At 63.4% G+C, this 16,431-nt stretch carries 12 protein-coding genes; 5 read left to right on the top strand and 7 right to left on the bottom strand.

What is annotated here, in order from left to right; genetic code table 11:
• Positions 1-88: 88 nt before the first annotated feature.
• On the top strand, positions 89-2,491 hold the full coding sequence (locus ACFVWR_RS01445) for a glycoside hydrolase family 3 N-terminal domain-containing protein (protein WP_387207279.1): 2,403 nt from the start codon (positions 89-91) through the stop codon (positions 2,489-2,491).
• Positions 2,484-4,001: a glycoside hydrolase family 43 protein gene (locus ACFVWR_RS01440; RefSeq protein ID WP_387207278.1), complete on the top strand. Its 1,518-nt coding sequence runs from the start codon at positions 2,484-2,486 to the stop codon at positions 3,999-4,001. The genes ACFVWR_RS01445 and ACFVWR_RS01440 overlap by 8 nt, the downstream gene beginning before the upstream one ends.
• On the opposite strand, the gene ACFVWR_RS01435 is transcribed toward ACFVWR_RS01440, so the two are convergent.
• Positions 3,982-5,004 (bottom strand): LacI family DNA-binding transcriptional regulator, encoded by a 1,023-nt coding sequence (locus tag ACFVWR_RS01435; RefSeq protein WP_387207277.1) that lies wholly within the window; start codon positions 5,002-5,004, stop codon positions 3,982-3,984. The two genes, ACFVWR_RS01440 and ACFVWR_RS01435, sit on opposite strands and share 20 nt — an antisense overlap.
• Positions 5,005-5,496: 492 nt before the next feature.
• Here ACFVWR_RS01435 and ACFVWR_RS01430 point away from each other — a divergent pair, with 492 nt between their 5' ends.
• The 3 genes from ACFVWR_RS01430 (at position 5,497) to ACFVWR_RS01420 (ending at position 10,631) form a co-directional block, all read left to right on the top strand.
• Positions 5,497-8,094: a GH116 family glycosyl-hydrolase gene (locus ACFVWR_RS01430; RefSeq protein WP_387207276.1), complete on the top strand. Its 2,598-nt coding sequence runs from the start codon at positions 5,497-5,499 to the stop codon at positions 8,092-8,094.
• 319 nt (positions 8,095-8,413) lie between these two features.
• The gene (locus ACFVWR_RS01425) at positions 8,414-9,589 is read left to right on the top strand and encodes a multidrug effflux MFS transporter (RefSeq protein ID WP_387207275.1); all 1,176 of its coding nucleotides are present in this window, start codon (positions 8,414-8,416) and stop codon (positions 9,587-9,589) included.
• 739 nt (positions 9,590-10,328) lie between these two features.
• Positions 10,329-10,631 (top strand): hypothetical protein, encoded by a 303-nt coding sequence (locus ACFVWR_RS01420; RefSeq protein WP_387207274.1) that lies wholly within the window; start codon positions 10,329-10,331, stop codon positions 10,629-10,631.
• A 57-nt stretch (positions 10,632-10,688) separates the two neighbouring features.
• On the opposite strand, the gene ACFVWR_RS01415 is transcribed toward ACFVWR_RS01420, so the two are convergent.
• The 6 genes from ACFVWR_RS01415 to ACFVWR_RS01390 form a co-directional block, all read right to left on the bottom strand.
• Positions 10,689-11,063 (bottom strand): hypothetical protein, encoded by a 375-nt coding sequence (locus ACFVWR_RS01415; RefSeq protein ID WP_387207273.1) that lies wholly within the window; start codon positions 11,061-11,063, stop codon positions 10,689-10,691.
• A gap of 13 nt (positions 11,064-11,076) precedes the next feature.
• A complete protein-coding gene (locus ACFVWR_RS01410) occupies positions 11,077-12,093 on the bottom strand; it encodes a ParB/RepB/Spo0J family partition protein (protein WP_387207272.1) in 1,017 nt (338 codons plus the stop codon).
• Positions 12,094-12,365: 272 nt separating this feature from the next.
• Entirely contained in the window at positions 12,366-12,647 is a 282-nt protein-coding gene (locus ACFVWR_RS01405; RefSeq protein ID WP_387207271.1) for a hypothetical protein, read from the bottom strand.
• Positions 12,648-13,188: 541 nt separating this feature from the next.
• Entirely contained in the window at positions 13,189-14,460 is a 1,272-nt protein-coding gene (locus tag ACFVWR_RS01400) for a hypothetical protein (protein ID WP_387207270.1), read from the bottom strand.
• Between the two features lie 10 nt (positions 14,461-14,470).
• On the bottom strand, positions 14,471-15,412 hold the full coding sequence (locus ACFVWR_RS01395) for a hypothetical protein (protein ID WP_387207269.1): 942 nt from the start codon (positions 15,410-15,412) through the stop codon (positions 14,471-14,473).
• Between the two features lie 454 nt (positions 15,413-15,866).
• Complete coding sequence (locus tag ACFVWR_RS01390) at positions 15,867-16,400, bottom strand: hypothetical protein (RefSeq protein ID WP_387207268.1); 534 nt, start codon at positions 16,398-16,400, stop codon at positions 15,867-15,869.
• Positions 16,401-16,431: the final 31 nt, after the last annotated feature.

The following is a 16,431-nucleotide window of genomic DNA, read 5'->3' as shown; positions in this document are numbered from 1 at the left end:
CCACACACGGTTTGGCAGCCGCAGAACCTCGCGGCTCGCTGACCACGCGGTCCCCACACACGCGCCAATCCAAACGAAACGAATGACGATGACTCATAACTCCGCACACCTCGATCGTCGCCTCGCACCCGAGGCTCGCGCCGAGCTGCTCCTCCAGCAGATGACCCTGCGGGAGAAATGCTTTCAACTGACATCGGTGCCCCCGTGGTACCTAGTCGCCCCGAACGGGGGCCCGTCAGACGGCACAGCGGACTGGCTCGCGAAAGCGCCCGGGTTCATTTGCAACTTCGGCATCGACGACCCTGCGGCGGCAGCAGACATCGTGGGTCGTCTTCAACGGACGGCGGTGGAAGGGACCCGGCTCGGCATCCCGCTCCTCCTCCATGCGGAAGCGCTGAATGGATTTCTGGCGGGCGGGCATATGGTCTTCCCTACGGCTATCGGCCTCGCCGCGACCTGGAGCCCTGACCTCATACGCGAGATGGCCGACGTCATTCGAAAGCAGATGAAGCGCGTCGGGATCCGGCAGGCACTGTCGCCGAACATGGACATCGCACTTGACCCTCGATGGGGGCGAGTCCACGAAACGTATGGCGAGGATCCCTATCTCGCTGCCGCATTGAGTGTTGCCTTCACACAAGGGCTCCAGAGCGAAGACCTTACCGAAGGGGTCATCGCCACCGCGAAGCACTTCATCGCATATTCGGCCCCGGAAGGCGGCGTGAATCTGTCCGCCTACGAGGGCGGAAGCAGGCGCACCCGCGATCTGTTCGGGTATCCGTTCGAGGCGGCTATCAACATGGCCGGCCTAGGGTCGGTGATGAACGCCTATTCCAGCGTCGACGGCGTGCCCGCCGGTGCTTCGCGGGAAGTCCTCACCGAGCTGCTGCGTGAGACCCTCGGCTTTGACGGGTTCGTCTCGGCCGATTACATGACGCTTGAGCACATCGTCACTCGTCAGTTCGCCGCGAGCACACCGGCGGTGGCGGGTCGCCTCGCCATCGCTGCCGGACTCGATGCCGAGTTCCCCACCCCCTACGGCTACGGCGACGTCCTCGCCGCCGAGGTCGAGGCCGGTCGTGCAGACGTGACAGACGTGAATGCTTCCGTGCGGCGAATCCTGACCGCGAAGTTCCGGCTCGGTCTCTTCGAGAACCCCTACCCGGAAGAGTCGATCGATGTGGTCGCAGTAGCGGCAGAGGGCCGCGAACTTTCCGCAGAACTGGCGAGCCGCTCCGTTGTGCTGGCCAAGAATGACGGCCTCCTCCCTCTGTCCGAGGGCAAAGTGTCAGTAGCCGTGATCGGCCCGCATGCGGACGCCGTCAAATTACAGTTCCCGACATACAGCTATCCTGCTTTCCGCGACATGACCGTCTTCATGTCGTCAGGCGGACTCGGCAACATGGTCGGCATTGATCCCGGTATGACGGCCTGGAACGAAGCGCTCTTCACAGACACGCCGGTCGAGGAGTTTGTTCGGGGGCAGCTCGGCGCGACCGCTCTGGCAGAAGAAATTGACGCGCGGGCCGCTCGCTCGGTCGCATCGGTAGGAAGTACTCTGACCGAGGACCTCGGCGACGCAGCAATCGCTGACGCTGTCGCGGCTGCGCAGGAATCCGATGTCGTCGTCCTCGCCCTGGGTGGCGCGAGCCTGTGGTTCAATGGCGAACGAACCGAAGGCGAAGGAAGCGACTCCGCCGACATCTCGCTCCCAGCAGCGCAGACTCGCCTCGCGGAAGCCGTCGCGGCCATCGGCAAGCCGATCGTCGCTGTGCTCTTCCAAGGCCGCGCCTACGCGTTGCCCCCAGTCATCCAAGATGCTGAGGCCATCATCGTCGCCCCGTATGGCGGCCCATTCGGGGCGGCCGCCGTCGCCGACGTCATCTTCGGATCGGTCAACCCGAGCGGCAAGCTGCCCTACAGCATCCCCCGCCACAGCGGTCAAATCCCCGTCTACCACCACCAGCACGCTGGAACGGGGTACCGTAACCCACTTCCGCCGGACGTGAACAGGCACTACCTCGACATGCCCGCAACTCCGCTGTTTACGTTCGGTCACGGGTTGAGCTACACCCGATTCGAACTTGAAGAACTCAACAGTGAGACATCCGCCCTGACAGATGGCACCTGGCACCTTGCGACCACCGTTGCAAACAAAGGGGAGCGTGCCGGGGTGGCAACTGTGCAGTTGTACGCGCGGATGAACGCGACAGGCGTGACTCGACCAGCGCAACAGCTCATCGGCTTCGCTCGAATCGAGCTCCAACCGGGCGCGCGGAGCCGTGCATCATTCACGGTTGATGCGTCCCTGCTCGGTTTCACCGGCCTTGACCATCTATTCGGTGTGGAGCCGGGGCGAGTCGACTTCTTCTTAGGCTTCGATGCCGCGGATCGGCGACAGAGCGGATCGTTCGAATTAGTCGGCGACCGAGTGGTGCTATCGAGTGCCGAACGTACCTTCCTCTCGGAGGCGGCGATCGGCAGTGTCTGAGGGTACCCGCGCGGCAGTCGCGAACGATGGCGCGCCCCCGCAAGCGCAGCGATCCGCCGCGACCAACCCGGTCATACCCGGCTTCTACCCCGATCCGACCATTTGCCGCGTCGGCAGCGACTATTACCTGGCGAACTCGAGCTTTGAATATTTCCCCGGGGCGCCGCTGTTTCACAGTACCGACCTGGTGGAGTGGACTCAGATCGGGCACATCTTGAACCGTCGCACCCAGTTCAGACATGGGCGCGAGGGGGCGTCGACCGGGGTGTACGGGTCCACCCTGCGTTACCGCGACGGGCGTTTCTGGTTCATCACTACGAATCTCAGTATTTTCGCAGCGGGTCAGATCCTCCTCACTGCAACGGACCCAGCAGGTGAGTGGAGCGACCCGATCTACATCCCGGAGGCAGTCGGCATCGATCCCGACCTCTGCTGGGATGACGACGGCACATGCTATCTAACATGGAACGCCCTGAACTTCACGGATGGCGGTCGCGGCATCCGTCAGGCGCCACTTGACACCGAGACAGGAAGACTGCTGAGCGCGGATTATCCAGTGTGGCAGGGCACGGGCATGGTCGCGCCAGAGGGGCCTCATCTTTATCACATCGGCGACTATTGGTACCTTCTGCTCGCGGAGGGAGGCACCGAGCGCGGGCACAGCGTGACGGTTGCCCGGGGCGAGTCCCCTCAGGGCCCATTCGAGTCGTGCCCCTGGAACCCGGTGTTCACGCACCGCAGCTCGGGCCATCCCGTACAGAACGTCGGGCACGCCGACCTGGTCGTTGGACCGGAGGGCGACTGGGCCGCCGTCTACCTTGGCGCTCGACCCCAGGGTTCGACCCCCCAGTACCACGTGCTCGGACGGGAAACCTTTCTCGCTGGCGTCGACTGGCTTGAAGGCTGGCCTGTGTTCGACGAAGGGCGATACGAGACCGGAAGGGTCGAGACTGCGTTCTTCGATCAATTCGATGCACCGACACTCCACGCCAGGTGGGTAGTGCCCGGAGGCGAGGCTGAGGCCATCGCCACGGTCCTCGCCGGCGGTGGACTCGGCCTTCATAATGCCGACGATGGGGTAGGGCTCTGCGTGCGGGTACGCGACCTCAACTGGTCGGCGGACGTCGTGCTCGCTCCCTCAGGTACCTTCAGGGTCCGGATCGATGATCGCCACTGGTATGGGCTTCGAGCTCACCACGGTTCAATCTCGGCACAGGCACGCATTGGCGACGTCGAGGCGACCGTGAATTCGGTGCGCTACTACGGGGACAGCATCACTGTGCGGATCGAAAGCGTCCCACCGTCGTCTGCTCCTGTCCCGCTTGGCCACGGCGGTCCCGACGACCTCGTCTTGTCATTCGACGATGGGAATGGCTTCACCGAGTTGGCCCGGCTGGACGGCCGTTACATCTCCACGGAGGTTGCGTCGGGCTTCACCGGACGAATGCTGATGATCGGAGCGGCCGACGAGGATTCTCGTGCACTGCTCGTCACCTACGAGTCGCGATAGTCGACTTGCGCACAATGAGCCGGGTTGGCAACTCAAGTCGCTCGAAGCGATCGGTCTTGCGGGTGCGGAGATCCGCGACGAGTTGGACGGCGCGCGCTGCCATCGCCTCCAACGGTTGTCGGACTGAGGTGAGGGCCGGTTCGGCATCGGCCGCGCGTGGCTCGTCGTTGAACCCGACCACGCTCACGTCCTCGGGGACCCGCAGGTTAAGCGCCGCCGCAGCACGGTAAACGGCAAGAGCCATCTCGTCGTTGCATGCGAATATCCCGATAGGAGGGGGAAGCTTGGAAACGAGGGCGCGCAGTTCGTGGGTTACCTCAGCTCCTGTCCAGTTCGCGTCTATTCGTGAAACGGGTGCATCTCCGAGCCTGTCGGCGATCGCCGATCGGAAACCGTCCTCCCGTGCCTTCCCGAAACGATAGTGAGGAACCCCAGATACGACCGCGAAACGCTCCAGCTCCGTGGCGGCGAGGTGGGCTCCGGCGTCGTATCCTCCCTGCCAGTCAGTCGTCCCCACACTGGCAACTTCTCCATGCGGGTCGGATCGCGGGTCGAGGAGGACCACAGGGATTCGCGCAGCAGCCAGATCCTCGATCTGCCGACGAGTCGGTTTGATGATTCCCAGAATTACTCCCGAAGGTCGCCGGCGCGCAACGCGCGTCGGCCAGTCATCGGCCGGGTCATCACGTTCCAGCGTTAGAACGAGGTCGAAGCCGTGCCCGAACGCACCCTTTCTCGCTCCGTTGACGATGGCTTGAGTCCACGCGTCATCGAACGTGCCGAGCACGAGTTCGATGAGGCGGAGGTCGAGTGCAGCTGGTCGCCCCCGACTGCTCATCGCCGCATCGTAGTTGAGCTCATTTGCGACACGAAGCACTGAGTTGCGGGTACCAGCCTTCAGATCGCCGCGCCCGGAGAGCGCTCGGGAAGCGGTCGAAACAGACACTCCGGCCTCGCGGGCTACGTCCTGAAGGGTCACCGGACCGTCGTTGGTTTCCGACACGTTCAGCCTCCTGCCACCATTTTTGCGCAAGCCTTGTCGATCAGTTCATTATTGCGCAACGACGTCGCCGTCGACACGACGACCTGAGACGGTATGTCAAGGCGATGACGATCTGCGCATCGCCACTCGCGATGACGGGAAACGCAATGGTGCGCACCTTCGACGGTTGGGCCGCAGCCGGGGACCCCCTGAGAACCATGGCGCCCGACGGTTGCTCATGGGCGAGATTCCCGATGTGACGTTCGCCGTCGCCCCGGGCGCAAATGCGGCACAGCCACTCATCGCTCGAGTCTCCGTCATCGGACTCTCCAACAGCCGGTACGCCGCCATGTGTCTACGCGAGCTGCAGCAGACCGATAACTGCCAGTTCACGCATCGGAACGTGCGAAGTCGCGCGGTCCATCAACAAGAGAAGGATATGGAGGGCCAATGATGATCCACCTACGACGCTCCCGCAGAAAGTCACCACCCCCGCGGCCCCCGCTGCGAACCGTGCTTGCGATAGCTCTCGCAGGCGCGCTGGTCGTCGGATTCGTGCCGGCAACCGCCACCGCCGCCGACCTCAACCAAGACCATCAACCGGGCCGCGACTACTTCCCGGTGCCCGCCGCGGCAACGGTTCGCCAGCTCGGTGAGATACCGCCGGGGCCGTCCACGCCCGGGTTCCCGGGCCTGCCCGAAAGTGTTCCCGGATTGGGCGTACCGCTGGGCGGCGTCGGCGCCGGCTCATTCATGATCAACCAGTCCGGGACCTTCGGGCCCTGGTTCTTCGGCGGCTCCCAGAACGACAGCTGGGAAATGCGAGCCCTGCCCCAAGCAGCCTTCCACGTCCGCGAGCAATCCGGCACAGACCCGGCCACAGTGAAAACGCTCGCCACGAACGGCCCAACCTCATCGTCCGCCGCACGGTCCTGGGAGTCACCCCTTTCCGGGTGGAACGTGTTGCAGCCGGGCGAAGGCTCCTACGCTGCGCTCTATCCCTTCGGCTGGACCAGTTACACACCATTCAAGTCCGACGTCTCGATGCGGTTCTATTCTCCGATCGTCGCGGGTGAAGACCGACGCACCTCGATGCCTCTGGCCTACTTCGACGTTCGGGTAGCCAACCACACGGCAAAGTCGGACAACATCTCCGTCATGTTCACGATGCCCAATGCTCCAGCCCACGAAGGGCGACAGCCCGCCACCGTCCGCACTGGCCTGGACAGCCACTTCACCGACGATCGCCGATCCGGCGTGCAAGCCGTGACGCTGACGTCCAACGACCCCTCCAATACGCCGGACGCGGCCAAGTCCGAATGGACGATCGCGGCTAAACCGTCGGCCGGACAGAAGGTCAGTTACACAACTTCGTGGAACGCGGCCGGTGACGGAAGCGACGTGTATTCCGCCTTCACCTCACATGGCGCTTTGGCTGACATGCCGATCGACGGATCACATTCTGCTGGAGCGATCTCCGTCTCTGTGAAGTTGAGGCCAGGCGAGGTCACAACGGTCCCGTTCGCGCTGAGCTGGGACTTCCCGCAGGTCGCCTTCGCGGACAACAACTCCGTGTGGATGCGCCGGTACACCAACTTCTACGGCGCAAAAGAAGACGCCACGAACAACTACATCAAGGGCAGCTACCCGTTCAATCAGAGCTTCGCGATCGCCCGCGACGCGCTAGCAGACCGTGTCCAGTCGTTACGCGCTGTCGAAAACTGGTGGAACCCGATCGCGAACGAACCCGCATACCCGCTCGCCATCCGGACCGGGGCACTCAACCAGCTGGCTCAAGTGCCGTTCAAGACCGCGCTCTGGGAAGGGGGCCTGGTATCCAACTCGGTCGCTCCGACTGGGGGCAGACGCTTAGGCACAACGGTGCCCGGCACCCACCTGTACCTCGGCGTCGATTCAAATGCTGGAGGCGGAGCGAACGGCGGTATGGGAACGGAGGTTGGCACCTACAGTGCTCTGGCGTACAGCCAGGTCTTCCCATCCATCGAACGTGACAGGCTCCAAGCCAAGATCGAGGCGGTCGTGGCGGACCCACACGGAGATCCCTGGGATCCAGGGTTGACATCGTCCACCGATCCAACGGCATACTCGGCAACGGGTGACCCCTTCATCACCTGGACGCAGGGTCCGGATCCGTCGCCTGGCAACGTCTGGTTCATCGACAGGCCGAGCGAAAACCTCTTCCGCCTCTACGACTACGCACACAGCACAGGCGACCGCGCGTTCTTGAAGCGCGCGTATCCCGCCATGCAGAAGCTCCTCGCGTACATCCAAGCAACGATTCCGTCAGGGTCGAATCTTCCTCAAGCGCCGAACATGAATGCACCGAGCCCGGGTTTGAAGAGTCCTCTTCCTTTCGCGAACGTCTTCGACACCATCCCGGTCAACAAAGTCGACGCGTACACGTCGCAGTTGTACCTGCTCGCTCTCGAGTCGATTTCGGCGGCAGGTAAGCAGTTGGGAGGGTCGCGAACGACCTTGACGACCTGGAAGACCCAACTGGTCGCCGCAAAGGCTGAGTATGAGGCGACCTTCTGGAATCCTGACCACCAGTATTACCGGTACACACCAGGACCAACCGCGGACAACGACAGCGTGCTGCTCGCGACGTTCTTCGCCCAGCATCTGGCTGAGCGGGCCGGCCTGCCGGACCTCGTCAACGTGGCTCACTATCGGCAGCAGCTGGCCACCCAGACGTCACTCTTCACATCCCTGACGGACAGTGCGGGCCGACCGATCGGGTCGCCGAACATGGCGCTGCCACCAGGCTCGACCAGCTTCCCCTACGTCGGCTTCGCAGGTACGACGTTCGAGAACGGTGTTTGGCCCAGCGTCAACTACTTCATGGGTGCGACGTATGTTGATGCTGCGAAGCGATTCCGAGATCCGGCACTGAGGCAGAACGGGATCAGTCTCGGGACCGCTGTGGCCACTCAGATCTGGCAAGTGGATGAGAACGGCTACCAGTTCAACGCACCTATTCAGTGGAACAAGAGCGACGCAGGCCGCTGGATCTACCCGGCATTCGAAAGCAACCTCGCATCATGGGAGCTCCTCAACGCGATAAAGCCGGTTCGGGCTTCTAGCCACTAGCCACACAAAAAGAGGGCCGGCGCAGCTTCAGGGCTGCGCCGGCCCGATTTGTCGTTCCGAGCATCCCCGCGGGCGGTTTATTGCGCAAAAGGCTGCGGAATGCTCGGGCGAACTGAGATGCTGCTTGGGACCTTGCGGTTCGTGGCCGGGGTAACGCTTCTAGACAGTTCGAGGACCCCATGCGCTGCAAACAGCATTTCGTGTTGCCTTACTCCGCCCTTTTGTCCGCGGGCAGTGGACGTTGACCGCCATCGACGAGCGCCGGTCCCGGTCCGTACCGGCTGGCTTCGCGCTCGGCTCTCCTCGTAGGACTGCGTTTGTGGTTCTCGTTTTGGGTGCGATTGCGGCACTCGGCCCATTCACGATGGATCTGTACCTGCCCGCGTTTCCGACCGTGATGCGCCAACTGGACACGACCGAGGGCGCCGTTCAGCTGACACTGACTGCGACGGCGGTCGGGATGGGCGTCGGGCAGTTGGTCGTCGGCCCTCTGAGCGACATGTTCGGGAGGAAGTCGCCACTCGTCGTTGCGACGTTGCTGCACATCGCCTCGAGCGTCGGTGTCGCATTGGCGCCCACCATAAGCATCGTCACGCTCATGCGATTCGGTCAGGGCATCGGAGCGGCAGCCAGCGCGGTGGTCACCGTTGCGATGATCCGCGATGCCTTTGCGGGCTATCCATTAGTGCGGATGCTTGCTCGCATCGCTTTGGTCAGCGGGTTCGCTCCAGTGTTGGCGCCGGTGATCGGTTCGCAACTTCTTCAGATTATCGACTGGCGCGGGGTCTTCTGGATTCTGGCTGCATTCGGATCAGCCGTCGTGATTGCAACGTTGGTCGTCATACCAGAGACGCTGACTCGGTCGCGTCGGGGACGAGCTAGCTTGGCGGTCGGCGCCCTGAGGTTCCGGGCCGTTCTCTCGGACAGAGTATTCGTCGGGACCGCCCTAGTAGGCGCCCTCGTGTTCTCGACCCTGGTCACTTACCTGTCTACCTCGCCGTTCCTGTTCCAGGTTACCGAGGGGCTGAGCGCGCAGGAGTTCGGCCTTCTGTTCGGTGTGATAGCCATCGTCCTGTGGTTCGCGACACAGCTGGCGGCGCGACTGATGCGCTGGTTCGAGCCCGGGTGGCTTGCGCTATGCGCGCTCGGAGTCCTTCTCCTGTCGGGATCGGCCATGATCGTGGCATACGCCCTCGGTGCCGGATTCGTGCCGTTTGCGGTCGCGTGTCTCGTCCTTGTCTCGGCGTGCGGCTTCTGCTTTCCGTGCCTCCAGGTAGTCGCTTTGCAGAATCATCAGGAGCAGGCCGGCACGGCCGTCGCACTTACAGGGTTCGCCAACTCGATCGTGGGCGGCGTGATTTCGCCCCTTCCGAGCCTCATCGGAGGGATCACCGTGGGCTCGCTTGGGGTGGTTGTCGCGGGGTCGATCCTTTCCGCAATCCTCATCCTGCTTGTGGTCGTACGTCCTTGGAATGTGGCACCGCTCGCGCGTTAGCAACCCCGGCAGTGTTCGGCCTGTCGCATTTGGCGACACCGTCTGCGAGGGCAGTAAGAGTTCCCTTGTTCGTTCTTCGGACGACAGAGAGCGCACAGCTTCGCGTCACGACACGTCAATCGGAGTCGGTCTCCGAGGTCGGCCATCCTATGGGAGCTCCGTCTGGCGCTTCACATCGGTGTCTAGTCGAGTACGCAAGCCTCGGTGCTGCTGCCGCGTGATTGCGTCGGAGCGGTTCGCCTGCTGGTGTGCCCGTCGGTGGAGATGCGTCCGGCGGCGCTGCGTTCACCGGGTTATGTCTCTTTCCGAGGGCGGATCGTAGCTCGGTCCCGGTGCTCCGCCGCTTCAAACGCGATATCCCGGCCAATTCCTCCGACACTTGAGCTGCCTGGGAAGCGGAGCCGCACGGAGGCGGCGCTGCTACTGCTGCACGGGACGCCGTCCGGCGTGCTGGTCTTCTTTGTTTTCTTTCCGATCCGGCAGCCGATCATGGCGACCTCCATCAGCTTTGTTCCCTCCGGTCGCTATTTGCAGACTTCACTCGCACGCTCGCTGCGCTTAGCAACCGCTCACTCCGGGCACTGCGCTGCCTCCGCCCGCTCTCGATCTCTGTGCCGGAACGGCAAGAAAAACGATCAGGGCAGGACAGCACAACCGCCCCCACCTGGTCAGTCCGCCCCGGCAGACCAATTTGACACCGACCCAGAGAAGGGTCGATCAATCCAGGGGAGTGATCAGGATGCGGGTATTCGTCATCGATACGAGAAGCATGGGTCCGGAACTACAGGGCGGACTGATTGGGGTGGTCGGCTCGGCCAGCCCGACCGCTGAGGAGAAGAAGGAGTGCGTGGAAACGGTGAGCCGGTACGCGGTAGATGGGTGGGCGATCGCCGCTGATCCGCGCACACCGATCGGACGGCTTGCAGCGCTGACGGCCGAGACGGCGTGTGTGCCGTTCCTGGCCTTCAACCGGGTAGCCCAGCGGGGAGGTCCGGTCATCGGGACGCCGATGGTTGGTTGTCCGGTTCGCCAACTGTCCTGACCGCGCAAACGACAAGCGGGCCCCGTGTGCGCGGGGCCCGCTTCCGCTCGGTCGTGATCAGTCGTTTGCGCCAGGTTCCGCGCTGGGTGAAGCAGCATCACCTTCCGCGTCGTGGCCCTTGTCGACGGTCACGATCTGCTCGACGTCGCTGAGGCTGTACCCCCAGGCGGCGAGCAGGGTGAAGTAGTCGTTGTCGGTGGGGGAGGGGTAACGCCAGGTCTGTTTGCTCGTGACGGACTCACACGCCCCAAGCACGACCGCGAGGGCGACGTGCTGAGCTTTGACCGGAGTCTGCTCGATCAGCGAAGTGAGCTTGTCGTTCTCGAAGTAGCCGGACGGCTCGAGGCCGAGCAACTGGTGTGCAAGCTCGTTCCCCTCTCGGGTGGCAGTGCTGATGGCCTGCCGGTGGACAGTAAGTCCCTTGGCGATCACGACCGCGGAGTCCTTAGGAAGGGTCTTGCGTGAGAGGAGCGTGGGTGAGCCATTCGCGGCGGACGATCTCGGCCGATGCCCAGGCCTTGTTGTTGGCGATTAGAACGCGCCGCTCGGCTTTCTCCTCGTCGGTCATCGGGCCGGATTTAGACTGGCCGCCGCTGTAGCTGTGGAACCCGGCAGCTTTGGGTTCGCGGACGAAGTAGGTGACGTCGGCGTCACCGTCCGCGTAGACGCGAACGTAGGCGGCGCGTCCCTCCAGGCTCTCGATGTGCTCGACGGTCACCCTCTGGTCGTCGGCAGTAAGCAGTTCGCTGACACGGGTGAAATCGGTGTCGTAGTAGCCAGGATCGCTGACGAGGACCAGGTAGCCGCGCTCGGCCAGGTCAGCTTCCGTGTCCGCCTTGCCCTTGGCGCGGGCTTTCTCGTCGCGTGCCCGCTGGGCCGCGTGCGCGAACTGCGCTGGGTCGGTGGTCGCGACCCGGATGAGGTCGGCGCGGATCTCGTCGTCGCCGTCGAACTCGATCAACGCCGCTGCTTGATCCAGGGTCAGCGGGTGCTCCTGGATTGCGCTCGCCGCAGCCTGGTTCTCGACCACGGCTAACGCGGTCTTGACCTCCTTCTGCTTCGTCCCGAGTCGTCGTGCGATTGCGGTGACGCTGAGTCCTTCGAACGCGAGTTGCTGGAACGCGGCGGCACGGTCGCCGTCGGTGAGGGCTTCGCGCTGGTCGTTTTCGACCATCTGCTGCACGATCCGCTCCGCCGTCACGTCGTCCGCCTCCACCAGGTAGACGGGGATGGTGGCGAGGCCGGCTTCACGCGAAGCGAACACCCTGCGCTGTCCTGCCCGGACCGTCACACTGCCGTCATCGCTTCGGTGACCGAGGACAGGGGTGAGAACGCCGTTCTGGCGGATGCTCTGCACGAAGGCGGGAGCGATGGGTGCGGAGGGGCGCACGTTGGTTTCGATGATCAAGGTGTGCGGGTCCAGGTGCTCGATCGTGCCCGCACCGGTGGTGGTGTTGCTCATTGCTCTGTTTCCCTTCAACTGTTCTTGTTCGCCTGTCTGGCAAGGGGATCGAGGGAGAGCGGAAGCCAGCGAAGTGCCGGGACGGGGAATACCGCAGGGAGCGAAGCGAGTGAGGATATGCCGCGAAAGCCCGGAACGCAGCCGGCGCAGCGAACTACGATCGACGGCCAGGCAGACGGACGACCCTACAACACGGCGCCGCTCGCGGCTCATATAGTCTTCCCTTCACATGAAGACGAGCCCACGCCGTCGGTGGCGTGGGCTCAGGGTGGCTACTGGCAGCTGTCGCAGCCCAGGTCGTCCATCGGGTCGATGGGGACCAGGTACTCGAGGGTGTCGCCTTGGTAGTGGGCGTCGCCGAGTTGGTCGTCGGTGGCGTGTTCCTGGAGCCAGGTGTCTGCGGTTGCGGGTTCTCCGAGGGCTCGGAGGAGTCCGGCGAGGGCATCGATTTCGATGCAGCTGAGTCGGGGTGCAATGTCAGCGGCGAGGTCGTGTTTGCTGAACATCGCGGTGAAGTGGGTAAGTTCGTTGCTGTCGGTGATGAGGGTGCTCATGATCGCTTCCTCCCTGCTGGTTGGTGTGCCGTGAAGGCACGCAGTGCCGATCAGGGAGTCCCGTCCGGAGTGCCACCCGGCAGGGCGACGTCAGTCGGCCCCGAAGGGGCTTGCGCGCAGGGCGGGCGACCGAACAATCGCCGCAGGCTTCACGGCGCACTTATCACGCAGGGGAGGAGGGCGGGTGCACAGCTCGAGCGGGTCAGCGTTCGATGCTCGACCTTCCGTGTCGGTTTCGAACGGACGGCGTCCTTCCACACCCAACCCTCGTGCACCGGGCCGTCGCGGGCGGTGAAGCGGATACGGACGGCGAGCTCAGTCCACGCTACCAGCTCGACCTCAGGCGGACGACGGCTTCGTGGAAGCGCATGTACGCGATCGCAGGTGACGGCGCGGTGGGGACGACGGCAGGGTCGTGTTCCAGGTCGACTTCTTCCTCGCTCAGCCAGACGGGCGTGGACGAGTAATTGCGTGTTCGATCGCGCGGTCCATCCCGGATGTCGGCAATGTGCGCTATTCCATCTTGCCGAATGGGTCGTCACTAGATTGGGTAATCCTTGAGGCCCGACATCGGGTCGGCCCACTCACGATTTCGAGGATGACTCGACAGCCACTGGCGGATGTTGATGAGCACCTCGTCGACATCGTGCATGAGGCGCATCTGCTTGTGGACGAGCGTCCCGTCAGTTACGTTCGTTCGCAAGGAGTGCGCGGGCTTCTGGCGAGCCGCCCGCACCTCCCGCAGTGGGGCCAGCGCCCACTTCGCTCGTTCTGGTTGAACGTGATTCGTGGTCATGAACAGCTCGAGACGGGCCAGCGTGCCTAGTTGCTGGCCGACGGAGTTCTTCTTCATGATTCCCGCCCTGTCGAGGGCTGAGTTGTCGATGTTGTCCGACAGGAGCTTGTCGAGCGAATGGATAAAGTGGTCCCACTCCCTCTGGTCGGCGCGGAGGATCCAACCGAAATCTTCCGGAGGCTCATGGGTCTTGAACAGCCGCTTGCCCCAGATACTCTCGAACAGGTCCCCGATATTCTCCAGTTCCTGCGCGAACCGCTCAAAGGGGCCGATGCCGTCGGGCCAGTTGCCCATCTGCGAAGAGAACCAGACCGGGTGCGGGTCGACGCCGTCGGCGTTGACCTGGTAGCTCGACCACCGCTGCTGGTGCTCAGGAGTTAAATCGTCCAAGTCGCCGTAGAACGCCACGACGCGGCGCAGGATCACCAATTCGGGGTCCATCGGGATGTACCTGCTCATGTCGTAGGCGAATCCGAGGTGGATCAGCGAGACGGCGTCCTTGCCTGGGTGGTCGTCCTGGTCGTGCGCCTCGTCGGTCAGCCAGAAGTTGATCCCGAAGTCGCTCATACCGAACCGGAACCTGGCGTCGTTGCGGTAGCCCTCGAGGACGTCGGGGCTGAAGAAGGCGACTTCCAGTGTCGATCGGCCGCGCGCCATTGCCCTGGAGAATGGGGCGTCGTCGTACTTCGCTGGCAGCTTGACGTGCTTCATCGCCTTCGCCATCGGGTATAGCGCCACGCCGTAGTCGTCCGCCGACAGATCCCGCAGTTCCTCGATCTGCATCGCCGGGGTGCGGCGCGACGGCCATGGCCGGATGTGGATGTTCATGTAGTCGGCTGGACCCACGACCTGGGCGAGGCCGGCTTCGACCAGTTCGACGCCGGCCTGGATCTCGTCCGAGGATGTGAGGTCGGGGCGGATGTGCAGCCCGTTGAAGTCGCGCGACTTCAGGTAGCGCTTCTTCACCGCCTTCAGGAGGTCGCGCGCGGCCGGGCTGAGATCGGGTTTCTTGGCCATGCCCCGCCCCTCAGCCGAAAGCCCCGGACATGACCATGGTCGTGAGCCCCTCCACGGCACCGGAGACGGCGGCGCTCAGGCCCGCGCCGCCGACACGCGACGCGATCTCCCTGAGCTTGCCGACTTTCCCAACGACCTCTGTGGTCGACGGCGCGGCCGCCTGCAGCTCGTCCTGCAGTGCATTCAGCACTTCCAGGAGCTCAGCTTTGGCGCTTACCTCTTCAACCTCTCCAACCGAGTCCCGGACGGCGTCGAGCAGCCTGATCGCGTCGTCGGCGCTTAGCCCTTCCGCGTTCGCGATCGCGTTGGTCCCGATGGCCGTCGGGCCGCTGGTGCTCTGGATGGTGGTGTTGTACTGCACGCCGATGTGGGTGCTGACCGCTGCGTCGACCGCTTCCTTCCGAGGCAGCTTCTCGAGAGGCGTGGTCGCTGTCAGGTCCGCGATGAGGTCGACGAGCTGTGTGCGGACCTGCCCGAGCACGCCCGCGAACGTCGAGCCGGACACTGTGAACCGGAGGTTCATGACCTGCTGGAAGGGTCCCAACTCCTGGTTCCACAGGTGCTGCGCGTACGTGAGTCCGGCGTTGGTGAAAGATAGCGATTTCTGGGTCGCAATCTGCTCCAGCTCCTCGACGGGCTGGTGCAAAGGGAACTCGTCGACGAGGAACTCGCGGGCCTTGGGTGGCAACTGCAGGGCGCTATAGGTCATGTTTTTCGCCCAGGTGTTTCCGCTCATTGTGTCGGCCGAGAGCGGCGGCGTGGGGAGCTTCCTGTAGCTCGGCAGCACATCGTCGATACCGTAGCCATTCAGCTCCTTGCGGGCCCACTGCCTGAGCGAGTCGGATCCGGTCTCAGCCCCGAGCATCAGGCATTTGCGCAGAAGCCCGGCAAGGGGCTCGCTCTCGTCCAGCATGTGATGGCGCAGCGATCCCAGCAGGCTCTCTTCGGCCATGGTCGCTCACCTCTTTCCCAGACGTTGTGACTCTCAGGCTACTGAGCGTCACCGACATCCCAGTCAAGACCGTGAAGAAGAAGCCAAAGCGCCAATATCCGCGGCCGTGTCGAGGGGCTGCTGGCCTCCACTTCACGATCCAGCGCGACGAGCGCTGCAAGACTGTTCATGAGCGGTACTCGATCGTTCCCGAGTTGATCGCCGACGTGGAGAAACTTGCTTCGACGCCGACAGACGAACCGGCCTGACTACCGGCCACGGCAACACCGGTCGGATGCGGGCGTGCGTGACAACACTTTGACAACACTTGGGCAAAATCGGAGGGCATTGAGCGATCCCCATCCACATCCGAAAGTGCCGAAACTCCGGGGATTCTCGCTCCGACGCAGGCGCTGTCGGGTCCGCCGCTAGAGTTCGAATCCCACGCGCCGCGCTAGGTACGTAGAGTCTCGCGCTACAGAGATTCGACGCTCGGAGCTTGCTGAGGATTCTGCTCTTTCTCATCCGGCTTCAGGGCGGCTTCGTTCTGTATGCGGGTCCAAGCGCCGGATGCGACCTTGTCTGTAAAGGCGGTCTGCATGGCGATCGGGATGGCGGCGGAGAGCGCTAGCGCAGCTGCACCCCCGGCGACATAGTTGAGCGCAATGCTCGCCGTGCTGGCGGTCTGTTCGTCTGCTGGCTGAAACGCAAGGAGCGCGTAGACGACGGCCCACCCGATTGTCCAGATTATTGCGTAGATAAAGAGCAGGTAGAAGAAGCTCTGAGCCAACGGTGGGCGGCGGTACCTCAACTCAATCCGCTTCGCAATGTGGATTTCCGCGGCGACCAGGTGAGCGCGAGCCGCGGGTTCCAACTCTTCCCTGAGTTGTTCACGAATCGCCTTCAGCGCATCGAGTTGCGGCTTTCCACTGGATCGCCCCAAAAAAGTGCTTCCAACCGTTCCGATAACAGCAATCGCTGCCACAACGATGGGAACCCAGTCCTGCATTTCACCCCTTCATGCCGTGTTCCGAGCGTAG

It is taken from the genome of Leifsonia sp. NPDC058292 (assembly GCF_042880955.1).
In the GTDB taxonomy this organism is placed as follows: Bacteria; Actinomycetota; Actinomycetes; order Actinomycetales; family Microbacteriaceae; genus Leifsonia.
This window is presented reverse-complemented; position numbering and strand designations above follow the sequence as displayed.

Excerpts from the sequence above, each read along its gene's own strand:
- ACFVWR_RS01445 (WP_387207279.1), top strand. The coding sequence starts at position 89 with ATGACTCATAACTCCGCACACCTCGATCGTCGCCTCGCACCCGAGGCT.
- ACFVWR_RS01420 (WP_387207274.1), top strand. The coding sequence starts at position 10,329 with ATGCGGGTATTCGTCATCGATACGAGAAGCATGGGTCCGGAACTACAG.
- ACFVWR_RS01410 (WP_387207272.1), bottom strand. The coding sequence starts at position 12,093 with ATGAGCAACACCACCACCGGTGCGGGCACGATCGAGCACCTGGACCCG.
- ACFVWR_RS01405 (WP_387207271.1), bottom strand. The coding sequence starts at position 12,647 with ATGAGCACCCTCATCACCGACAGCAACGAACTTACCCACTTCACCGCG.
- ACFVWR_RS01400 (WP_387207270.1), bottom strand. The coding sequence starts at position 14,460 with ATGGCCAAGAAACCCGATCTCAGCCCGGCCGCGCGCGACCTCCTGAAG.
- ACFVWR_RS01395 (WP_387207269.1), bottom strand. The coding sequence starts at position 15,412 with ATGGCCGAAGAGAGCCTGCTGGGATCGCTGCGCCATCACATGCTGGAC.
- ACFVWR_RS01390 (WP_387207268.1), bottom strand. The coding sequence starts at position 16,400 with ATGCAGGACTGGGTTCCCATCGTTGTGGCAGCGATTGCTGTTATCGGA.